General features: G+C 46.6%; 16 protein-coding genes. All 16 read right to left on the bottom strand.

Going from position 1 to position 21047, the window contains the following annotated elements; genetic code table 11:
• Positions 1-154: 154 nt before the first annotated feature.
• The gene (locus tag ACTG1K_RS10165; protein WP_440005230.1) at positions 155-2116 is read right to left on the bottom strand and encodes a polysaccharide biosynthesis protein; all 1962 of its coding nucleotides are present in this window, start codon (positions 2114-2116) and stop codon (positions 155-157) included.
• Between the two features lie 59 nt (positions 2117-2175).
• On the bottom strand, positions 2176-2730 hold the full coding sequence (locus tag ACTG1K_RS10160) for a sugar transferase (protein WP_440005229.1): 555 nt from the start codon (positions 2728-2730) through the stop codon (positions 2176-2178).
• Positions 2727-3704: a UDP-glucose 4-epimerase family protein gene (locus tag ACTG1K_RS10155; RefSeq protein ID WP_440005228.1), complete on the bottom strand. Its 978-nt coding sequence runs from the start codon at positions 3702-3704 to the stop codon at positions 2727-2729. Before ACTG1K_RS10155 ends, ACTG1K_RS10160 begins: the two co-directional genes overlap by 4 nt.
• Positions 3701-4825, bottom strand: coding sequence for a glycosyltransferase family 4 protein (locus tag ACTG1K_RS10150; protein WP_440005227.1), 1125 nt, complete (start codon positions 4823-4825; stop codon positions 3701-3703). Before ACTG1K_RS10150 ends, ACTG1K_RS10155 begins: the two co-directional genes overlap by 4 nt.
• Before the next feature lie 18 nt (positions 4826-4843).
• Positions 4844-5866 (bottom strand): NAD-dependent epimerase/dehydratase family protein, encoded by a 1023-nt coding sequence (locus ACTG1K_RS10145; RefSeq protein WP_440005226.1) that lies wholly within the window; start codon positions 5864-5866, stop codon positions 4844-4846.
• A 40-nt stretch (positions 5867-5906) separates the two neighbouring features.
• On the bottom strand, positions 5907-7175 hold the full coding sequence (tviB, locus tag ACTG1K_RS10140; protein WP_201909514.1) for a Vi polysaccharide biosynthesis UDP-N-acetylglucosamine C-6 dehydrogenase TviB: 1269 nt from the start codon (positions 7173-7175) through the stop codon (positions 5907-5909).
• Between the two features lie 45 nt (positions 7176-7220).
• Positions 7221-8390: a glycosyltransferase family 4 protein gene (locus ACTG1K_RS10135; protein ID WP_440005225.1), complete on the bottom strand. Its 1170-nt coding sequence runs from the start codon at positions 8388-8390 to the stop codon at positions 7221-7223.
• The gene (gene asnB, locus ACTG1K_RS10130) at positions 8348-10219 is read right to left on the bottom strand and encodes an asparagine synthase (glutamine-hydrolyzing) (protein WP_440005224.1); all 1872 of its coding nucleotides are present in this window, start codon (positions 10217-10219) and stop codon (positions 8348-8350) included. The genes ACTG1K_RS10135 and asnB overlap by 43 nt, the downstream gene beginning before the upstream one ends.
• Entirely contained in the window at positions 10219-11325 is a 1107-nt protein-coding gene (locus tag ACTG1K_RS10125) for a hypothetical protein (RefSeq protein WP_440005223.1), read from the bottom strand. Before ACTG1K_RS10125 ends, asnB begins: the two co-directional genes overlap by 1 nt.
• 12 nt (positions 11326-11337) lie before the next feature.
• Complete coding sequence (locus tag ACTG1K_RS10120) at positions 11338-12228, bottom strand: glycosyltransferase family 2 protein (protein WP_440005222.1); 891 nt, start codon at positions 12226-12228, stop codon at positions 11338-11340.
• Position 12229: 1 nt separating this feature from the next.
• Positions 12230-13732 carry an oligosaccharide flippase family protein gene (locus ACTG1K_RS10115; RefSeq protein ID WP_440005221.1) on the bottom strand — a complete coding sequence of 501 codons (1503 nt, stop codon included), beginning with the start codon at positions 13730-13732 and terminating at the stop codon, positions 12230-12232.
• Positions 13722-14282: an acyltransferase gene (locus ACTG1K_RS10110; protein ID WP_440005220.1), complete on the bottom strand. Its 561-nt coding sequence runs from the start codon at positions 14280-14282 to the stop codon at positions 13722-13724. The genes ACTG1K_RS10115 and ACTG1K_RS10110 overlap by 11 nt, the downstream gene beginning before the upstream one ends.
• A complete protein-coding gene (locus ACTG1K_RS10105; protein WP_440005219.1) occupies positions 14282-15388 on the bottom strand; it encodes a DegT/DnrJ/EryC1/StrS family aminotransferase in 1107 nt (368 codons plus the stop codon). Before ACTG1K_RS10105 ends, ACTG1K_RS10110 begins: the two co-directional genes overlap by 1 nt.
• Positions 15385-16266 (bottom strand): glucose-1-phosphate thymidylyltransferase RfbA, encoded by an 882-nt coding sequence (gene rfbA, locus ACTG1K_RS10100; RefSeq protein ID WP_440005218.1) that lies wholly within the window; start codon positions 16264-16266, stop codon positions 15385-15387. Before rfbA ends, ACTG1K_RS10105 begins: the two co-directional genes overlap by 4 nt.
• A complete protein-coding gene (rfbB, locus tag ACTG1K_RS10095) occupies positions 16263-17366 on the bottom strand; it encodes a dTDP-glucose 4,6-dehydratase (protein ID WP_440005217.1) in 1104 nt (367 codons plus the stop codon). Before rfbB ends, rfbA begins: the two co-directional genes overlap by 4 nt.
• A 519-nt stretch (positions 17367-17885) precedes the next feature.
• Positions 17886-21035, bottom strand: a complete 3150-nt coding sequence (locus ACTG1K_RS10090) for an efflux RND transporter permease subunit (RefSeq protein ID WP_076492306.1) — start codon at positions 21033-21035, stop codon at positions 17886-17888.
• Between the last annotated feature and the right edge of the window lie 12 nt (positions 21036-21047).

The following is a 21047-nucleotide window of genomic DNA, read 5'->3' as shown; positions in this document are numbered from 1 at the left end:
CTTGAAGACTACATCCTGACAAAACATTGCCCCTGATGAGGACAGAAGATTGCTTCGGCCCAAACAAGCTATTGATCCTCAACATGTTGCCCCTCTGTCCATCTATCAGTTCCATCATTCACACAAACACTGTGCATTACATAAAGCGTGCCGTTTAATGCATCGGCTGCGGGCTCTCTGAATTAAGAAAATCAATGTCCTCAACCACACTCAGGTTCGGTTCATGCGACAAAGTATTTTTTGCCTGCCATACCAGATCGCAGATCCCGTCGGTAGGATTAAAACCGGTTGGCATACTTAGCAGCAGGCTGCGGATCTGCTCATGATCGAAGCGGAAACACGCGCTATCGAGCTCGGCTAAAAACGCCCGTAGTTGTGGCCATGGCAACATCGACTCTGAGGCTTTCATAATCCGGGGATGGGCAGTGCCTTCAACCTGCTCACCAATTAGCAGCTCTTCAAACAGCTTCTCACCAGGGCGCAAGCCTGTGATCTTAACCTCGATATCACCAGTGGGGTATTTTTCGCTCTTGAGCTTCAGGCCACTCAGACGGATCATCCGGTGCGCCAAATCAATTATTTTGACAGGCTCCCCCATGTCCAGCACAAACACATCCCCCCCCTGCCCCATGGCGCCAGCCTGGATCACCAGCTGTGACGCTTCAGGAATGGTCATGAAATAACGAATGATGTCAGGGTGAGTCACAGTCAAAGGACCACCATTCCGGATCTGTTTACGAAACAGTGGCACAACAGAACCAGAAGAGCCCAGAACATTACCAAAACGCACCATGCAAAAACGGGTTTGCTGCTGTGCAGCAGCCAACGATTGCAGCACCAGTTCGGCTAATCGCTTGGTGGTACCCATAGTATTAGTGGGACGCACCGCCTTATCAGTCGAAATCAGCACAAAGGTTTCAACCTTAGCCCTGATAGCTGCCTGCGCACAATAAAGTGTGCCAAACACATTATTGCGCACCCCCTCCACCACGTTGTATTCAACCAGGGGGACATGCTTGTAAGCAGCAGCATGGTAAACCGTCTGGATTTGGAAGGTACTCATCACCGCTTGCAAGCGATGTTGCCGCTGCACCGACCCCAGCAATGGCACTATCTCAACCTGCAACCCTTCTTGCTGACTTATTTCTTGCAGCTCTTTATCAATGGCATACAGGCCATATTCAGACAGCTCAAACAACACCAGTTGCGCAGGCTTGCAACGGATGAGCTGGCGACACAATTCAGAGCCTATAGAACCGCCCGCCCCCGTTACCATCACTCGCTTGCCAGATATATTGGCATTGATCAATTCAGGGATCGGGGCAACTGCATCACGCCCCAACAAATCCTCAATACTGACCTCTTTAAGCTCATCGATATGAGCATTCCCCTCAACCAAATCTGCCATACCAGGAATAGAGAGAACCTCACATGGGCACTGTTCCAGCCGATTGATAACCGCTTGCCTGACACTACGCGAAGCACTAGGCATGGCCAACAAGATCTTTTTAATATCAAAGCGCTCGATCAACGCCTCGATTGCGTCATTACTGTAAACGTTTACCCCTTGGATCATTGTTTTAACCAACGCAGGATCATCATCGACAAACGCCACCGGCAGATACTCTCGCCCTTGATTCAACGCCAGTTGCAGCTGCCGCCCGGAAGACCCTGCACCATAAATCAGCACCGCCACCCGTTGCTGACCACTGCGCTGTACCAGCGCCCGGAAAAAAAGCCGCACACCACCGACCAGCAATACTGAAAAAGCAAAATAGATCACTGATACGGTTCGAGGAAGTTGCACCTCCATAAAAAATGCAAGCATAACCAAAGACATTGTTGAAAGTAGGACGCCAAGTGACACCGTCCACAACACCTTGAAACCGACATAGCGTAATACCGCGCGATACAGCCCCAACCGTATAAAGATTACGATGGTGATCGGCAGCAGTAACCCCAGCATTTGCCAGTGCTGCGCACTCTGCAACGGAATATTTACATCTAGCCGAACCCAATACCCCCCCCAAAAGGCCAAGGTTAGCAAGAACAGATCAGCACAGACACTGATCACCCGTTTATAAGCACGGGGGATAGCCAAGAAAGAGGTCAACATAATGGCATCATCTCGTTAATAACGATGAAGAAAATAAGGTAAAGCAACTTGGTGCAATACTATTTCGACCCAACTGCATCACCAGCACCGCTGCCGGTTACTGTCATGATAATATAACGAAAGTAGCTAGTTAAGGTGAGGGAATCGATCATCTGCCGATCTGTTTTGGCAAGCAACGCCGGGGTAGACATATCGATGTTTTGCACCTGAGCCAAACCGGTGATACCCGGCAATACCTCATACACCCCCAAGGCATCACGTTCGGCAATCAGCTCTTCCTGATTAAACAGATTAGGACGTGGACCTACCAGGCTCATCTCACCTTTAAGCACATTGATCAGTTGTGGCAGTTCATCGATTTTAGTCTTGCGTAAAAATGCCCCCAGTTTGGTAATAGAATTGGTACTCGCCAAGTGACTCGCCACAGACTGAGTATCGACTGACATGGTGCGAAACTTAATCAGGTTGAACGGCTTTTTATGTTTACCAACACGGGTTTGCACAAAAATCGGTGAGCCGGTATCAAACAGGCCGATGATGGTGACCACGAGTAATACTGGCCATAAAAAAAGCAAACCGAAAAAGGCGGCAAGGAAATCTAATAAACGGATCATTTTTTACCACTACTTTTTTTTGATTGCAGGAAGGCCTCAGCGGTTTTCTTAAAGCCATCTTGCATTGTTTGAGGAGGAGCCCAGTCAAGAGTTTCTTTTGTATGAGATATATCAACCTGTAACGAGCCAATCAATCTATCTACTACATCAGATTTGTTGAATAGTTTTCCGGCTAGTTTATAACACCAAATTGGAATAGGTAGTTGCCAAGTCGCTTTACCCAAGGAAATAGCCATTTCACGAACCATTTCAGACGTAGACACATCGTGATCATCTGAAACTAAGAAAACTTGATTCGCTGCTTTAGGATGGTCGATACACGTTATGATTAAATCGACTAAATTATCAACAGAAACTAGGCTTCGTTTGTTGTTAGTGATACAGCCGAATGGCAATGGAATACCTTTTGCAACCAATCGCATTAGTGAAGCAAAATTGGCTTTTACGCCAAAGCCATAAACAAGCGTCGGACGTATTATCACTATCTCCATACCCGTTTCTTGACCTAGAGCCAACAACTGTTCTTCTGCTTCAGATTTAGACATACCATAAGGGTCTTCAGGTAAACACTGATCAAAAGCAGTAAACGGCTCACCATTTGAAGTGGATGCACCATTTACCTTAATAGAACTTAAAAAGATGAAGCGTTTTACACCTGCTTCTGCAGCCTGACGTGCTAGGTTTAACGTACCTTCGGTGTTCACGGTGCGAAACTCAGCTAAAGGATCTGAAGATGAGTCATTCATTATGTTGACACGAGCGGCGCAATGAATAATGCAATGCACACCAGATAAGGCTTCATCCCATTGTGTATTTTTATCAATTTCTTGCACCTCAACACAAACGTCAAAATCTACTGAGTGCTTATCACGCACAGCAGACAAAACTTGATAATGGTTTATCATTGCTGCATTGAGTACATTTCCAACAAAGCCACTAGCACCTGTTAACAAAACTTTTGATTCTATTTTCATATTTCCAAAAGCTCTCTATAAATGGCCATATGTTGTTCAACGATTTTTTCGATTGCAAATACCTCTTCTGCCAATGCTCGGCCCGCTTGGCCCATTGATTTTCGTAAATTAGCATCCTGAACCAAAGTCTCAATTGCATCAGCGAGAGCGATAGCATTTTTTACAGGGACAAGAAAGCCTGTTTTTTCAGGTGTTATTGCATCTCTACACCCTGGTACATCAGTAGTCACAACCGGACGTCCACAAGCTGCTGCTTCAACCAAACTTTTTGGCAAACCCTCACGGTAAGAAGGCAAACAAATTATGTTGGCCTCACTATAATGTTTGCCGATGTTTTTTTGATAACCAAGTAGTTTCACACAACTAGAAGCAGCCCATTGATCTAATTCAGTTTGAGACACACTAGTAGGATTACCTAGATCAGGTGCTCCGATTAATTTCATCTCAACCGCAGTGTTACGCTCATTCAATATTTTAGCAGCTTCAATAAACTCAATTACTCCTTTATCCTTAAGCAAACGCGCAGCCATAACGACAACCGGAGTCCCTTCAGGTTCAGGTAGAAAAGGGTAATCCAAAAGATCAACACCAGACCCTCGAATCATTCTTACCTGATGTGTTTTTAACGTTTTTAAAGACAGAAGAATATCTCGATCGTCAGGGTTTTGAAAAATCACAGACAAACGCTTCTGATTAAATGCGAAGCGGTACATCAATATGACTAACCAACGACGTAAACGCGCAATAGCAGATTCAGCTAAAAAAACCGTACCCAAACCAGAAACTGCACTCACAACGGCTTCAACCCCTGTCAGTCGAGCTGCGATACCACCATATAGTACTGGCTTAATAGTAATAAGATGAACCAGTGACGGTTTTATCGTCTTAAATAATTTAATCAAACTAATTAGCGTTTTTAACTCATTCTGAGGATTTTGACCGCTTCTAGCAAAAGGTACAACATGATGAGTAAAACCAAGGGACTGGATAGATTGAACTTCCGGCCCCTCAGCAGTAGCCACATGAACACCATAACCCACTTTTTGAGCAGCGATAGCAATAGGTAATCTATGTGATAAAAAGAACTCTGGAGCATTGACTACAAAAAGGATATGTTGCATTTGGTTATTCAAAAGATATCAACCCACATTCTGTATATACCAAGGCATGGCTTTGGCAATACCCTCCATAATGCGGTATTCTGGCGCGTAACCTAATTTGCTAGCCGCTTTACCAATATCCGCCTGTGAATGACGAACATCGCCAGTACGGAAATCGCGATAAACTGCAGCTTTCTCATAGGGCTTACCGTTTTGGGCCAAGGCGGCCTGCAGTGCACGGTACAAATCATTCAACGTCGTGCGGTCGCCCACAGCGACGTTGTACACTTCGTTTTTGGTATCCTCAGCTGCCGTTGCCGCTAACAAGTTAGCCTGTACCGCATTTTCGATAAAGCAGAAGTCACGACTAGTTTCTCCATCACCATTGATGAAAACATCATCACCCAAGAGCATGGCGGCTGCCCATTTGGGTATAACTGCCGCATAGGCACCATTCGGATCTTGTCGCTTGCCAAACACATTAAAATACCGCAAACCTATGGCTTTAAAGCCATAGGTTTTGGCAAACACATCGGCATACAGCTCGTTTACATACTTGGTTACGGCATACGGTGACAATGGTTTACCGATATTTTCTTCAACTTTTGGCAACGCTGGGTGGTCACCATAAGTCGAACTACTAGCTGCGTAAGTAAAGCTTTTTACACCAGCATCCCGCGCCGCAACCAGCATATTCAAGAAGCCACTGATATTCGTGGCGTTAGTTGTGATTGGGTCATTAATGGAACGTGGCACAGAGCCTAAAGCCGCCTGGTGCAAAACGTAGTCCACCCCAGCACATGCCTTGTGGCAATCATCCAAATTACAGATATCACCTTCAATAAAGGTAAAACCTGCCCACTGTTCGGCTGTAACCAAACCTTTTACTTCATCCAAATTATGCTGATGACCGGTAGCAAAGTTATCCAACCCAACCACAGCCTGATTCAGCTTTAGTAATTGCTCTAATAAATTAGAACCAATAAAACCAGCAACGCCCGTAACCAACCACACTTTAGGCTGGATTGGTAATGCTTTCAGTAATTCACTGTAAACAGTCATTGTATTAATACGCTCCCTTAATGTTACAAACGCAAAAGTGTTACAGACGTAAATCAGCTGCAGAAGCCGGCAGCACATACTTAAGATCGTACAACACATGATCTGATTTGCCCAATGCACGTATTTTTTCAACACCCATTGCTGCAAACTCTTTATGGGCTACGGCCAGCACAATACCGTCATAATCTCCCACATCAGGTTCCGAAACCGGTGTAATACCGTACTCATGCTGAGCTTCTGTTGCGTTAATCCAGGGATCATAGCAATCAACGCTAACACCGTAGTCTTGCAGTTCGGCAATAATATCAACCACCTTGGTGTTACGCAGATCGGGGCAGTTTTCTTTAAAGGTTAAGCCCAACACCAACACACGCGAACCTTTAACGTGAATACGTTTATTCAGCATTGCCTTCACCAGCTGGCTAGCAACATAGGCACCCATGCCATCATTCAAGCGGCGGCCTGCCAGAATAATTTCAGGGTGATAGCCAATCGATTGAGCCTTATGGGTCAGATAGTAAGGATCTACGCCAATGCAATGACCACCGACCAAGCCAGGGCGGAAAGGTAAGAAATTCCATTTAGTACCAGCAGCTTTCAGCACTTCTTCGGTATCGATGCCGAGCTTGTTAAAAATAAGTGACAATTCGTTAATCAAGCCAATATTCACATCACGCTGAGTATTTTCAATTACCTTAGCGGCTTCCGCTACTTTAATGGAACTGGCTTTGTGTGTACCGGCCGTAATGATCGAGCGATACAGCTGATCGATGGTTTCTGCTACTTCCGGTGTAGAACCAGAGGTTACTTTCAGAATGGTAGTAACCCGGTGTTCTTTGTCGCCGGGGTTAATACGCTCTGGACTGTAACCGCAGAAGAAATCTTTGTTAAAGGTTAAGCCTGAGACCCTTTCCAACACAGGCACGCAGTCTTCCTCGGTTGCGCCAGGGTAAACAGTGGATTCATAAATAACGATATCGCCTTGCTTGAGCACTTTACCAATGGTTTCACTGGCTTTAATCAGCGGAGTAAGGTCAGGCTGTTTGTGTTCGTTAATTGGCGTTGGTACGGTCACAATGAAAACATTACATGGCTTTAAGTCATCAAGTGAGCTGCTGTAAGTCAGATGCTTGGCCTCAGCCAGATCCCGATCATCCACTTCCAATGTACTATCATGCCCCTTGCTTAATTCAGCCAAGCGAGCTGCATTAATATCAAAACCGAGAACGGGGTACTTTTTTCCAAACTCAACAGCGAGTGGCAGACCAACGTAGCCGAGACCGATAATGGCAATTTGTGTATTTTGCATAAAATTTAAACTCTAGCGGTAAAGTTAATATGGATTGAAACGTTATTAGACATCAATCAGTGAAGTATACAAATCGAAATAGCGATGACTGATCACATCCATGGTGAAATGTTCACGAATACGGTTGGCTGACGTTTGCCCTAGTACCTCTCTGTCTGTAGTAGAAAGAGATAGTATGGCATCAAGCTTATCAGCGAGTTGGCCTGGAGAGGCTGCAGGCACTACCCATTCGGGATTGTCTAACAGATAGGCAGCATCACCCACGTCCGTGGCAATACAGGGCAATCCCACAGCCATGGCTTCACCCAGTACATTGGGGAAGCCTTCGGTAACGGAGTGCAGGCAAAAAACATCACTTGCTTGCAGACAAGCAGGAACGTCATTGCGCTCACCCAAAAGATAAAAAGTATCTGCTTGCCCGGTTGCATTGATCAAGGCCATCAATTGGGAGTTAGAGTGCTCAAGGTCGCGCCCCACCAACATAAATCTAACATCACTGCGCTGTGTCGCGACCTTGCCTGCCGCCTCAATAAACGTTTTATGGTCTTTGACCGGGTTATAGCGCCCAACGGATACCACTAGCGTGCACGCTTTGCTTATGCCTAGCTCATCCCGAATGTGGGTGTCGTTACTACCTGTGGGCAACAACTTAGCAAGCTCAAACCCGTTGGGTATTACCTGCATTTTATTCGATGTATAGCCAATAGCTTCATGTACTTTCCGAGATGCATCTGCCGCACACACGATTACTCGTGGTAACCAACCTGATAATAAAGCACACAATTTACGGATAATCAGGGTAACTTTGCTTCCTCCTTTATTGATATCCGTACTACGAATACACCAAACGATTTGTCGCAATCCAATACTGCGCGCAGCAAGAGCCCCCAGCAAGTCTGCATGGTACATCCAGGTATGCACAACATCAGGCCGCAATTTTCTCAGTAACTTGCGCAATTTGAAAAATGTTACGGGGCCTTTCATGATTGAGGACATACCCAAGCAATAAACAGCAACACCTTGCTTAGTGAGCTGCTCACCCAATACGCCCATATCGGTTAGTGAAATGATGTTATGTTCAATATCTGGTCGTTCACGATGCGATTCAATCAAACGTTTAAGCATCAACTCGGCACCACCGACATTCAAGCCGATAATTATATGTGTAACTATCACTGCTTTTCTAACCACGCCTGAAACATCAAGATACCCCATAACTTGCGTGCATGATCACGCTTGCCTTGCAAATGATCAGACCAGACATGGCGAACAACTATAGAATTGAAGTAACCCTCTTGTTCTAAACGCTCTTTATTCAGCAGCGCCTCAGCCCAATCCCTTAAAGGGCCACGCAGCCATTGCCCCAAAGGCACTGAAAAACCTTTCTTGGGACGTTCAATCATTTCACGAGGTACATGACGATACAAAACCTCACGCAACACCCATTTACCGACACCACCACGTATTTTCATGTGCAAGGGTAATTTCCAGGCTAACTCCACAACCCGGTGATCCAGTAAAGGCACCCTAGTTTCCAGACTATTCGCCATTGCAGCACGATCAACTTTTACCAGAATGTCATCGATCATGTACTGACCGGCATCCATCGCCATCATCCAATGCTCAAAGCTGTCAGTTTTTGGCCACAGTTCGGTGCTATTGATCAATGTCGGATATTCTTTACCACCAATCACCAATTGCTCGGGGTGATCCCAGTGACTCATCAATACCTGATAAAACTGTTCTTTGTCTTTGGCAGGTAATACACGCAACAGCTTTTCAAGCTTATCAGGAAGTGGCAGACCAGATAACAAGCGACAAGCAATTTGCCGAAGTGGCAAAGGCAGCCGTTGTAATGTGGTCCACACCCCGGGTGCAAACTGATAAGGATTATAACCACCAAATAGCTCATCACCACCATCACCACTGAGTGCAACCGTAACATGTTGCTTTGCCATACGGCTAACCAAAAAAGTAGGTAACTGAGAACTATCGGCAAAAGGCTCGCAATAAATATCCGGTAAACGCGGTACTAAATCCAGCGCATCCTGAGCACTGACATAAAGCTCTGTGTGATCTGTACCTAAATGCTGCGCAACTTCCTTTGCATACTCGGCTTCGTTGTAGCCAGGCTCATCGAAACCAATGGCAAAAGTTCGTACAGGTTGTTTAGATTGCTGCTGCATCAAAGCGACAATAGTACTGCTATCAACCCCACCACTGAGAAATGCCCCCAAAGGTACATCAGATAGCATCTGCCCGCTTACCGCTTGGCTAAGTGTTTGCTCTAATAAATCCGTTGCTTGAGCATCCGTGCCATTGAACGGATTAGCCAAACCGCGTTCAATCGACTGATTCAGTTGCCAATATGCCTTGAGCTGAACGTCAGCACGCAGTTGCCCGTTTTTGATCTGCACATACTGGCCAGCAGGTAATTTTTCAATCCCCTTGTAAATCGTATAAGGTGCAGGAATATAGTTGTAGCGTAGCAACAGCGATAAAGCACCACGATCCACCTCTGCATTGAAATCTGTATGTGCTTTCAGGGCTTTAAGCTCAGAACCAAACAGCAACTTATCGCCACACCAGCCCCAATAAAGGGGTTTTTCACCTAAACGATCACGGGCTAGAGTTAATTGCTGCTCTTGCTTATCCCATAGCGCCAGCGCAAACATACCAACCGTCGCTTTTAACGTAGCTTCGATACCCCAGGCAATGAAACAAGCTAACAAGGTTTCTGTATCGGAATGGCCACGCCAAGAAGGTGCAAAACCTTGAGATCCAAGTTGATTACGTAAATCAAGGTGATTATAGATTTCACCATTAAAGGCAATAACAAAACGGTCACAGGCTGATGCCATAGGTTGGTGGCCTGCGGGTGATAAATCTACAATGGCCAAGCGAGTGTGGCCTAGGGCAATGCCTTGCTTTTCGTCACACCAAGCACCAGAGTCATCGGGGCCACGATGGTACAATGATGAACCAGAATTAAACATACTATAAAAACTGCCAGAATAATTTAAACACCCAAACAAGCCACACACTACACACTTCCTTTTCTGTTTGAATAATGAAGAAGAAAAACCATATAAAAGGGGAGCGCATACGCATAAAATGATATTTTAGACGCAAATAAAATCAAAATACCAACAAAACTCCAGTACCTATAAAAAAACAAGGCATAAATAAGCAAAAGCAAACAAGCGAAAAAAGCAATGCCACCAAAATTATACAAAATATAAAAAATCAAACCAGAGTCATTGTCAGCACCAGCAACAGTATAAGCAAATTCATTTACTCCAAGCCCACCAAATCCAAAAAGAAAACCTTCAAGGCTATAGAAATTAGATAGAGCTGTAGAAATATATTCAGATCGAAATCCTAGGCCCGTTTCCAAACCAAGACTAGCTCGCTCGTAAAATCTCCAGTAAAGATATGGTACAGAAAAACCAACCCCCAAACAAAGCGCAACAAACTTAAAAACAACACCAGATAACATAAAAAATGAAATAAAAATAAAAATAAAAAACACAATACCAAATGTACTTAAAGAAAACGCCAAGCTGAAAAGAGTAATATAATATACAGCCTTATTAAAACCACTATTTAATAATCCAGAATAAAGAGCTAGCATAGGTGCTATAAAACAGGCATAAGTACCAGGCTCTGAGAACAACCCTGAAGCTCTCATCAAATCAACACCCCAAGGTAACTGCCAAGTCCCACCTAAATTACGCGACTCCAAACCGAAAACAGATAAAATATTGAAATAACAGCCAAAAACATAATAAGAAACGAACTGAAAATAGAAAAAAAAACCATGTAAACAAAGAAACACTGTCAAAATACTTGGAATATCTTTTCTACTAATCAATCTTGGCAAAAAAACAAGAAGAACTATAAATGAAAAATAAACAAAAAAACGAACCGAATCAAATCCAGCGCCGAAAATCGCACCCAAAACTGAAATAAAAAACAATAGCAAAAAAAATATTAAATCTGGTAAGCATAAACCTACCCTAGGATTCCCATATAAAAAACCAACCAAAACAAAAGAAAACGCACCCAGTATCGTAAAAACAGGAACACCACCAATATAAACACTGAACAATGAAATCAAAAAAAGATTAAGTCCCTGTGCTATAACCAAGACGAATCCCCCTTATAATATATTTTTAGATTTCAACCAACCAAGTGGCAATGCGATCGGCAGTAAAACATAAAAAAGCACAGGCATAGCACTATCCCAAGCTATTTTATTTGACAAAATAGAATGACGAACATAACTAGAAATAAGCCTCAATGAATAAACAACATTGTATTTTAAATATTTTCGGTACGACACTATAACACATCGAACTGCCTCTCTTTTGTTATCAGGAAAAACAACTGTTTTTTTATACTTATTGCTGTATGAATCTGGGTTGTAAGTGTCATAAACCCTTAGTACGGTGTTAGTAAATATATAATCATGATGCATTGAAATTCTAGCCCAGCAGTAGCCATTGGTATAACCAGGCTTCATATTTTTAAAATAAAAACCCACTAACTCCGTTTTAGTAAACTGAAACAACTCGCTAGTAATTTTCTTTTTGAAACGAATATCACCTTCGTTTGCCTGAAAAGCATCATCAGGAAATTTTTCACCAATAAGCCTTCCTTTTTCATTAACACAGCGGCCACAAATGCCAGCTAGTTTTTCTTGATTTAATATATCATAATCATCAATTATTTTTTTTACATCGGCCAAAGCACTACAAACAAGCTCATCATCATGATCCAGGATACATACAAAACTACCCGTAGCCAGTAATGAAGCACTGTAGACACTCTTTGAACCAAAATGATTTTCTGCAAGGAATTCATACTTAACAACAAAAGGCGCTTCTTCAGCTAACTCAAGAATCAACTTCCGTGTTTCACCATTATCAGGCGACGCATCATCGATCAATATCCATTCAAAGTCTTTCTCTTTTTGCTTTAGCAAACTTTCGTACGTCCTACGCAAGGTTTTAACACTATTAAAACAGGGTGTAATTATTGAGAACAACATTTCAAATAGACCTCCTGCCAAAACTGGGAATCACGCGACGCCCATAAAAAACATACCAAGAAAAGTATGCCGATAATGTCAACATTGTAAAAAACACAAATATACCCAAACGCCCCCTAAAAATCGTTCCAGAGAACAATAATTTTGATAAAACCAAAAACAAAAACAATACAAAAATTGGCTTTACAACCCCTTCTACCACCCAACTAAGTGCTCTCCCTGGGATTAGCTTGTAGTGACTATAACTAACCCAAACTACAAGATAAAATAGATTTACAAACAACCAAACCAATGAAGCACCTATCGCACCAAACTCCATTGCGAAATACACAGATAACGGTACTAGCAAAAAAAGCATGATCAGATTACCCATAAGATGATATTTAAGCTCCCCATAGGCATTCTGTAAAATACTAGGAAATGCTGCTAATGATAAAAAACCACTTCCAAGAACATAAAATCTAAGAATTTCACTTGTTTTACTGGAAATAACTTCATCATTTGTCCACAGCATCAGAAATTGATTTGGATAGAAAGCAATCATAAGCGCAATAAAAAAAGGGAATACTGATATTATTTTTGCACCACTCTCATAAAGAATATAGAACTCTGCGTTCCTACCCTCTACATATAACCGTGTCAATCGTGGTTGAATGGCGCTCATAAGTGGAGCAGATAACAACATAATTCCACTGGAAACCATAACTGCAAGGATAAAGTAACCATACTCTGCCAACGGCAAAATGCCAGAAAGAATCAGCTTGTCGGTTTGTGTTACCAAAACCCATACCGATGACGTAAAGGCTATGGTTAATGCAAACTTCAGCACGGGTTTAACCGGCTGTATGCTCCAGCCGATAATATCGCTCTTTGTGATGTCAGGCTTAAGCTTGTTACTCATCAGGTACAACCCAAGCACTTCCACAATGGCCACCGCGAGTTGATGCCAGAAAAATACTGTTGGTGTAAAACCATACTGCCACATAGTGATAAATACCGCCGGAAAGCGTAGCGTAGCGATGATGGCATTTAAGCCACTCAACCACACTAAGCGTTCGGAACCGGTAATAACACCACGGAACAAGCCACCCAACCAACGCAGGGCAACACTGACGGCCATGATCTTCACGGCAACTACAACCACATTCATGCTAAGGGTTTCAACCTGAAGCCATTTGTAAGCTATGGGTTCTGCTAAGAGCCACAAAGCCGTACCACCAATGACTGCTATGCTGGCAAAAATGGTACTTAGTGCACGGAAGAGTTGTCGGTAGCGCAATGCCGACATAGAGCCACCATGATAGCGAGCCGTTTCACGTGCGATGGTTGGCGTTAAGCCTAAATCGAGCAGTGCAAACCATGCTTGCAGCATGGTAAAAAACCCCACCAAACCATAGGCTTCAGCCCCCATATATTTTATATAGAGTGGGAGAATTAAAATCCCAATGCCCGCTGCATATAGTTGGCTGGCGTAATTAGCAATTATATTCTTTTTAATAGCCATAAACCTTTAGCTCCAGCTCTTTAACGCCTCGTCCTCTATCTTTAATTCGCTTAGCTGGCACACCAGAGTATATCCCGTATTCTTTACAGCTTTTGTTGACAAAACTGAGTGCACCGATAGCGACACCTTCTTCCAGAGTTACTCCAGGCAAAACTACAGAACCAGAGCCGATAATGACATGTTTTCCGACGAAAACATCTGTATGCGTTACATGTGTAAGCTCAACCGGCACCATAGGATTTGTCATAAAGTCACCGCTATAGTCATCATTACTGCTGTAAATTGCAACGCGAGAGGATATATTTGAAAAGTCACTCAGTGATATTTTCCCTGCACCAATGAGTGAGCTATATACAGCAACATGAATATAATTGCCTATTTCTATACCACCAACACCCGCTGACAAAACACAAAAGTCGTCTATACGTACATTATTCCCAATACTAATATTTTGACAATTATAGAAGGATGCCTTATTGGATAATCTGACATTACTTCCTACTGTTCTAAATCCCATTCCTTTAATTTCAGCACTCGTAAGCAAGCCCATTAGATATCCCTGATTGTATCTACTACAAACTTAGCGGAGTCATCCATTCCAGTGTGAATCGGCAAACATAACACTTGATTAGCAGCATCTTCTGCAACACTCAAATTTTTCGCGTCAGCCGAACTGAAACCGGAGTACATTGGAAAGTGACTGATTAGCGGATAAAAATAACGACGGGCAAAAATATTGTTTTGCTTAAGTTTTTCGTACAATTCGTCACGGCTCAGTGGGTATTCTTCCGTCACCAGTACTGGAAAGTACGAATAGTTGCGTACGATTTCTGCAGTACTGATTAGAATTTTGATACCGGGAACATGTACTAAATGTTCTCTATAAAACTCATCCACAACCTGTCTAGCTGCTAACGCTATTTTAATATGCTTGAGTTGTAACAATCCAAAAGCAGCATTGACTTCGCTCATTTTTCCATTAATGCCAGCATCATTAATCGTTACCTCATCAATAATGCCAAAATTTTTAAGCTGGTTAATGTGATGCTTGGTTGCTTCATCGTGACAGATAATTGCACCGCCTTCAAAGGTATTAAACACCTTGGTGGCGTGAAAGCTGAGAACGCTTAAATCACCATGGCGCAGAATGCTACCGCCTTCGTCCTGCACACCAAAAGCATGAGCCGCATCGTACAATACCTTCAAACCATGTTTGTCAGCGATAGCCTGAATGGCCTGTACATCACAGCTATTGCCATAGCAGTGCACAGGCATAATGGCGGTGGTTTTTTCGCTGATTGCGGCTTCGATCTTAGCTGGGTCAAGATTCAGGGTTACTGGGTCTATATCCACGAAAATCGGCGTTAAGTTGTTCCACACCAAGGAGTTGGTGGTCGCAACAAACGAATACGGCGTGGTGATCACTTCACCGCTTAAGTCTAACGCCTGCAGTGCGGTTAACAGGGCATTGGTGCCGTTGTTAAACAGCACCACCTGATTTACACCCAAGTATTCTGCAAGCTCTTTCTCTAACTGCTGGTGCATCGGGCCACCATTAGTCAGCACTTTGTTTTGCCAGATCTGCTCCAGATACGGCACAAACTCCTCTATTGGAGGTAAATAAGGTTGTGTTACATAAATGGGTTTGTTACTCATACTTCACCGTTTGCAAGTGCTAACAGATATTGGCCATAGCTGTTTTTGTTCATTAATTTACCGGCTTGTTGCAACCGCTCTTTGCTCATCCACCCATTGTTGTAGGCAATCTCTTCTAGACATGCGACTTTGTAGCCTTGGCGTTTTTCAATGGTTTCTACAAATTGTGCGGCTTCGAGCATGCTTTCATGGGTTCCGGTATCAAGCCAAGCAAAACCACGACCGAGCATTTCCACATGCAAGTTACCTTGGTTAAGGTACATCTCATTTAAGGTGGTAATTTCCAGTTCACCACGGTGCGAAGGCTTAACCTGTTTGGCCTGCTTTACCACATCATTTGGGTAAAAATACAACCCAGTTACGGCGTAATGGCTCTTTGCTTTTGCTGGTTTTTCTTCAATGCTGATGGCTTTTTGGTCTTGATCAAATTCGACTACACCGAAGCGTTCGGGATCTTTAACTTGATAACCAAATACGGTGGCAGCCTCACCTATCTGTGCTTTGGTAACCGCCTTTTTCAACTTGGCGCTGAAATTTTGGCCATAAAAAATATTATCACCCAGCACCAAACATACGGCATCATTACCAATAAATTCTTCACCAATAATAAAGGCTTGAGCCAAGCCATCTGGGCTAGGTTGCACTGCATATTCCAGTGCTATTCCGAATTGGTTGCCATCACCCAGCAAGCGCTGAAACGCAGCTTGATCTTCAGGGGTGGTGATAATCAAAATTTCCCTGATACCAGCCAGCATCAATACTGACAGGGGGTAATAGATCATGGGTTTGTCGTAAACAGGAAGCAACTGCTTGGAAACCCCCATGGTAATGGGATAGAGACGGGTACCAGAACCACCAGCCAGAATAATGCCTTTCATTGATGTTTCTCCCCGTACTGCTGGTTGATCCAGGATTGGTAAGCACCGCTCTTCACGTTGCTGACCCACTGCTGGCTTTCCAGATACCACTGCACGGTTTTGCGAATGCCCGACTCGAAAGTCTCTTCTGGCTGCCAATCCAGCTCTCGGCTGATCTTGCTAGCATCGATGGCATAACGGCGATCGTGACCGGGACGATCCGCCACATAGGTGATTTGCTCACGATAAGAGCCCACCTTCGGCACCATCTCGTCTAGCAAATCGCAGATGGTGTGGACCACATCCAGATTCTGCTTCTCGTTGTGACCGCCGATGTTGTAGGTCTCCCCGACCAAGCCAGTGGTCACCACCTTGTAAAGCGCGCGAGCATGATCTTCCACATAGAGCCAATCACGGATCTGGTCACCTTTGCCGTAAACCGGCAGTGGCTTGCCATCCAGCGCATTCAAGATTACAAGCGGGATCAGCTTCTCGGGGAAGTGGTAGGGTCCATAGTTGTTGGAGCAATTTGTGACCAAGGTCGGCAAGCCGTAAGTTCGGCGCCAAGCGCGAACAAGATGGTCGCTGGAGGCCTTGGAGGCCGAATAGGGGCTGCTGGGGGCGTAAGGAGTGGTTTCGGTAAAGAGCGGCAGTGGCTTATTCCACAAGGGATGGTCGGCACTCACCTCATCCGGATGGGGCAGATCACCATATACCTCGTCTGTGGAGATATGGTGGAAGCGGAAAGCCGCTTTGCGTGTATCGTTCAATTCATTCCAGTAAGCGCGCGCCGCTTCCAGCAACATATAGGTGCCAACAATATTGGTTTCGATGAAATCGGCAGGCCCTGTGATGGAGCGATCAACATGGCTCTCGGCGGCCAGATGCATCACGGCATCCGGCTGGTGCAGGGCAAACACCCGATCCAGCTCGGCGCGATTGCAGATATCCACCAACTCAAACACATAACGCTCGCTTGACGATACATCGGCCAGGGATTCCAGATTGCCGGCATAGGTGAGTTTATCGAGATTGATAACGGAATCTTGGGTATCACGGATGATATGGCGCACCACAGCAGAGCCGATAAAACCAGCGCCACCGGTAACGAGAATTTTCATATTAATTATGCTCTTACGAGAAGCGGAGTTCAGTTAAAACGGATAGAACTAACTAATCAGGGGATAATATGACTGCTCAAAATTCATGCAGATATTAACAAAGAGGATGGCTACCGCATTGGGTTACAGCCCCCAGTTTGCTGCTTTTCACCACATTGCCCACGCTGTTGGTCATCATGTCCTCCAGCATTATTGTGTTTTTGGCGGTGTGGATAAGTTAAACAGTTGCTAATTGAAACTGCTTGCCACACCGAGTCAGCCCGATTTGATGCCGAATTCTATCCCGTTTCCCCCGAAGATGAACAGCTAAAAGTGTTTTGATAGGGGGTAAATTGAGGCCATTAAACGCACAATGCCAGTTTCATAACATCAGCTTCAAGTTGTTACTAATTTTCATCTGTTTCTCTTTTGAACAAAAAACAGGGCAACCCATGGGGTTGCCCTGCTTGATTGTCAGCCAAACCGGATCAGGCTGGCGATTTATTTAACTTTGTTCAAATTAACTAAACCTGCATGCCATCAGTCACCTTTTGACTCAACTGCTGCAGCCATGCGCGCCTCTTTGCTCTGGTGGCTGGTGAAGTAGCGCATCACCAGCACAAAGAAGAGCGGCACGAAGAAGATGGCCAGCACAGTGGCACTGATCATCCCCCCCATCACGCCGGTACCGATTGCATTACGGCTGCTGGCACCGGCGCCGGAGCTGATCACCAGCGGCAGCACCCCGAGGATAAAGGCGAGCGAGGTCATCAGGATCGGACGCAGACGCAGGCGTGCCGCCTCCACCACCGCCTCACCCAAGCCCATCCCCTTGTCGTAGAGCTCTTTGGCAAATTCCACGATCAAGATCGCGTTCTTCGCCGACAGGCCTATGGTGGTGAGCAGGCCCACCTGGAAGTAGACGTCGTTCTCTAGCCCGCGAAGGGTGGCAGCCACAATGGCCCCCAGAACCCCGAGCGGTACTACCAGCATCACCGAGAACGGAATGCTCCAGCTCTCGTAGAGAGCCGCCAGACAGAGGAACACCACCAACAAGGAGATGGCGTAGAGCGCAGGTGCCTGTGAACCGGCCTGACGCTCCTGGAAGGAGAGCCCGGTCCACTCGATGCCCACCCCTTCCGGTAGCTGTTTCACCATCTGCTCGATGGCGGCCATCGCATCACCGGTACTCTTGCCGGGCGCCGCCTCACCGACGATCTCCATCGCAGGTACGCCGTTGTAACGCTCCAGACGCGGCGAGCCAAAGCTCCACTCGGTGCTGGCAAAGGCAGAGAAGGGCACCATCTGACCCGCACTGTTGCGCACATACCAGAGTTTCAGATCTTCCGGGTTCATCCGGAAGGGGGCATCCGCCTGCATGTAGACCTTCTTGATCCGGCCACGGTCAACGAAATCATTGACGTAGGACGAGCCCCAAGCGGTAGCCAGGGTGTTGTTGATATCCGCGATGGATAGCCCCTGCGCCAGCGCCTTCTCGTAGTCGATCTTGATATCGAGCTGCGGCGTATCTTCCATCCCGTTCGGACGCACTCGCACCAGAGTGGGATCCTGCGCCGCCATGCCGAGCAGCTGGTTGCGTGCCGCCATCAGCTTGTCGTGACCGATACCGCCGCGATCCTGCAGGAAGAAGTCAAAACCGGTCGCCGTACCCAGCTCCGGGATCGGAGGCAGGTTAAAGGCGAACACTTGCGCCTCCTTGATGCTGAACAGATAGCCCATGGCGCGGCCGATGATGGCATTGGCGCTGCGATCCGGGCTCTTGCGCTCGCTCCAGTCCTTGAGCTTGATAAAGGCCATACCCGCGTTCTGGCCACTACCGGCGAAGCTGAAGCCGGATACGGTCAGCACAGAATCGACATTATCCTTCTCGTTTTTCAGGAAGTAGTCGCGCATGTCCGCCAGCACCACCTCGGTACGCTGCTTGGTGGCCCCCACCGGCAGTTGCACCATGGACATGATGACCCCCTGATCCTCTTCCGGCAGGAAGGAGGTGGGCATCCGCATAAAGAGCACTGCCAGTACCGCCAGCATGGCGCCGTAGATCAGGCTGTAGCGCACACCCTGCTTGATAACCTTGCGCACGCCGCTCTGATAGCGATTGGTACCCGCATCAAAGGCGCGGTTGAACCAGCCAAAGAAGCCGCGCTTGGCCCCAAACTCGCCATGTTTCATCGGCTTGAGCAGGGTGGCACAGAGCGCCGGAGTCAGGATCAGCGCCACCAGCACCGACAGCACCATGGCCGAGACGATGGTCAATGAGAACTGGCGATAGATGGCGCCGGTCGAGCCGCCGAAGAAGGCCATCGGCACGAACACGGCGGAGAGCACCAGGGCAATCCCCACCAGCGCGCCAGTGATCTGGGTCATCGACTTGCGGGTCGCTTCCAGCGGGGAGAGATCCTCCTCGCTCATCAGCCGCTCCACGTTCTCCACCACCACGATGGCGTCATCCACCAGCAGGCCGATGGCCAGCACCATACCGAACATGGTGAGGGTGTTGATGGAGAAGCCGAACGCCGCCATCACCCCGAAGGTACCGAGCAGCACCACAGGCACCGCAATGGTCGGGATCAGGGTGGCGCGGAAGTTCTGCAGGAACAGATACATGACGCAGAACACCAGGAAGATCGCCTCGATCAGGGTCTGCACCACCTCCTCGATGGAGATCTTCACAAACGGCGTGGTGTCGTAGGGGTAGACGATCTCCATGTTGGCCGGGAAGTAATCCGACAGTTCATTGAGCTTGGCACGCACCTTCTCGGCGGTATCCAGCGCGTTGGCGCCGGTCGCCAGCTTGATGGCGACTGCAGCGGTAGACTGACCGTTGTAGAGCGCATCGGCGTCATAGCTTTCGCCCGCCAGCTCGACCCGGGCCACATCTTTCAGCCGCACCTTGGAGCCATCCTGATTCACCCGCAGCAGGATATCGTTGAACTGCTCCACGGTAGAGAGACGAGTCTGCCCCATGATAGTCGCAGTGAACTGCTGATCTTCCACCGACGGAGTACCACCCAGCTTGCCGAACGCGACCTGGGCGTTCTGCGCCTTGATGGCTGCCTGCACATCCCCCGGGGTCATCTGCACCCGGTTGAGCTTGTTGGGATCGAGCCAGACCCGCATGGAGTACTGGCTGCCGAACAAGGTGATGTCCCCTACCCCGTCCAGACGACTCAGAGGCTCCTTGATGTTGGAGACCACATAATCCGCCAGATCGTCGTTGTTCATAGAGCCATCGCTAGAGATGAAGGCTGCGACCATCAGGAAGCTGCTGGAGGTCTTCTGTACCCGGATCCCCTGCTGCTGCACCTCTTGCGGCAGCAGCGACATCGCTTGCTGCAGCTTGTTCTGCACCTGCACCTGGGCAATATCGGGATCGGTCCCCGGCTGGAAGGTGAGGGTCACCGACACCCGCCCCGCGGAGTCAGACTGGGAGGACATGTAGAGCAGGTGATCCAGCCCGGTCATGTTCTGTTCGATGATCTGGGTCACCGAGTCTTCCACCGTTTTGGCGGATGCGCCCGGATAGCTGGCAGAAATACCGACAGCGGGTGGCGCAATGCTTGGATACTGGGCGACCGGCAACTTGATGATGGCCAGGCTGCCCGCCAGCATGATCACCAGCGCGATCACCCAGGCAAAAATGGGTCTGTCTATAAAAAATCGAGCCATGAAGCGACTACT

Source organism: Aeromonas sp. 102P (assembly GCF_051920345.1).
GTDB classification, from domain to species: Bacteria; Pseudomonadota; Gammaproteobacteria; order Enterobacterales; family Aeromonadaceae; genus Aeromonas; species Aeromonas veronii.
The sequence above is the reverse complement of the archived record's forward strand: the minus strand, read 5'-3'. Positions and strand labels throughout refer to the sequence as shown.

Coding starts and splice junctions, on each gene's coding strand:
- ACTG1K_RS10165 (WP_440005230.1), bottom strand. CDS start 2,116: ATGTTGACCTCTTTCTTGGCTATCCCCCGTGCTTATAAACGGGTGATC.
- ACTG1K_RS10160 (WP_440005229.1), bottom strand. CDS start 2,730: ATGATCCGTTTATTAGATTTCCTTGCCGCCTTTTTCGGTTTGCTTTTT.
- ACTG1K_RS10155 (WP_440005228.1), bottom strand. CDS start 3,704: ATGAAAATAGAATCAAAAGTTTTGTTAACAGGTGCTAGTGGCTTTGTT.
- ACTG1K_RS10150 (WP_440005227.1), bottom strand. CDS start 4,825: ATGCAACATATCCTTTTTGTAGTCAATGCTCCAGAGTTCTTTTTATCA.
- ACTG1K_RS10145 (WP_440005226.1), bottom strand. CDS start 5,866: ATGACTGTTTACAGTGAATTACTGAAAGCATTACCAATCCAGCCTAAA.
- tviB (WP_201909514.1), bottom strand. CDS start 7,175: ATGCAAAATACACAAATTGCCATTATCGGTCTCGGCTACGTTGGTCTG.
- ACTG1K_RS10135 (WP_440005225.1), bottom strand. CDS start 8,390: ATGGGGTATCTTGATGTTTCAGGCGTGGTTAGAAAAGCAGTGATAGTT.
- ACTG1K_RS10120 (WP_440005222.1), bottom strand. CDS start 12,228: ATGTTGTTCTCAATAATTACACCCTGTTTTAATAGTGTTAAAACCTTG.
- ACTG1K_RS10115 (WP_440005221.1), bottom strand. CDS start 13,732: ATGGCTATTAAAAAGAATATAATTGCTAATTACGCCAGCCAACTATAT.
- ACTG1K_RS10110 (WP_440005220.1), bottom strand. CDS start 14,282: ATGGGCTTGCTTACGAGTGCTGAAATTAAAGGAATGGGATTTAGAACA.
- ACTG1K_RS10105 (WP_440005219.1), bottom strand. CDS start 15,388: ATGAGTAACAAACCCATTTATGTAACACAACCTTATTTACCTCCAATA.
- rfbA (WP_440005218.1), bottom strand. CDS start 16,266: ATGAAAGGCATTATTCTGGCTGGTGGTTCTGGTACCCGTCTCTATCCC.
- rfbB (WP_440005217.1), bottom strand. CDS start 17,366: ATGAAAATTCTCGTTACCGGTGGCGCTGGTTTTATCGGCTCTGCTGTG.
- ACTG1K_RS10090 (WP_076492306.1), bottom strand. CDS start 21,035: ATGGCTCGATTTTTTATAGACAGACCCATTTTTGCCTGGGTGATCGCG.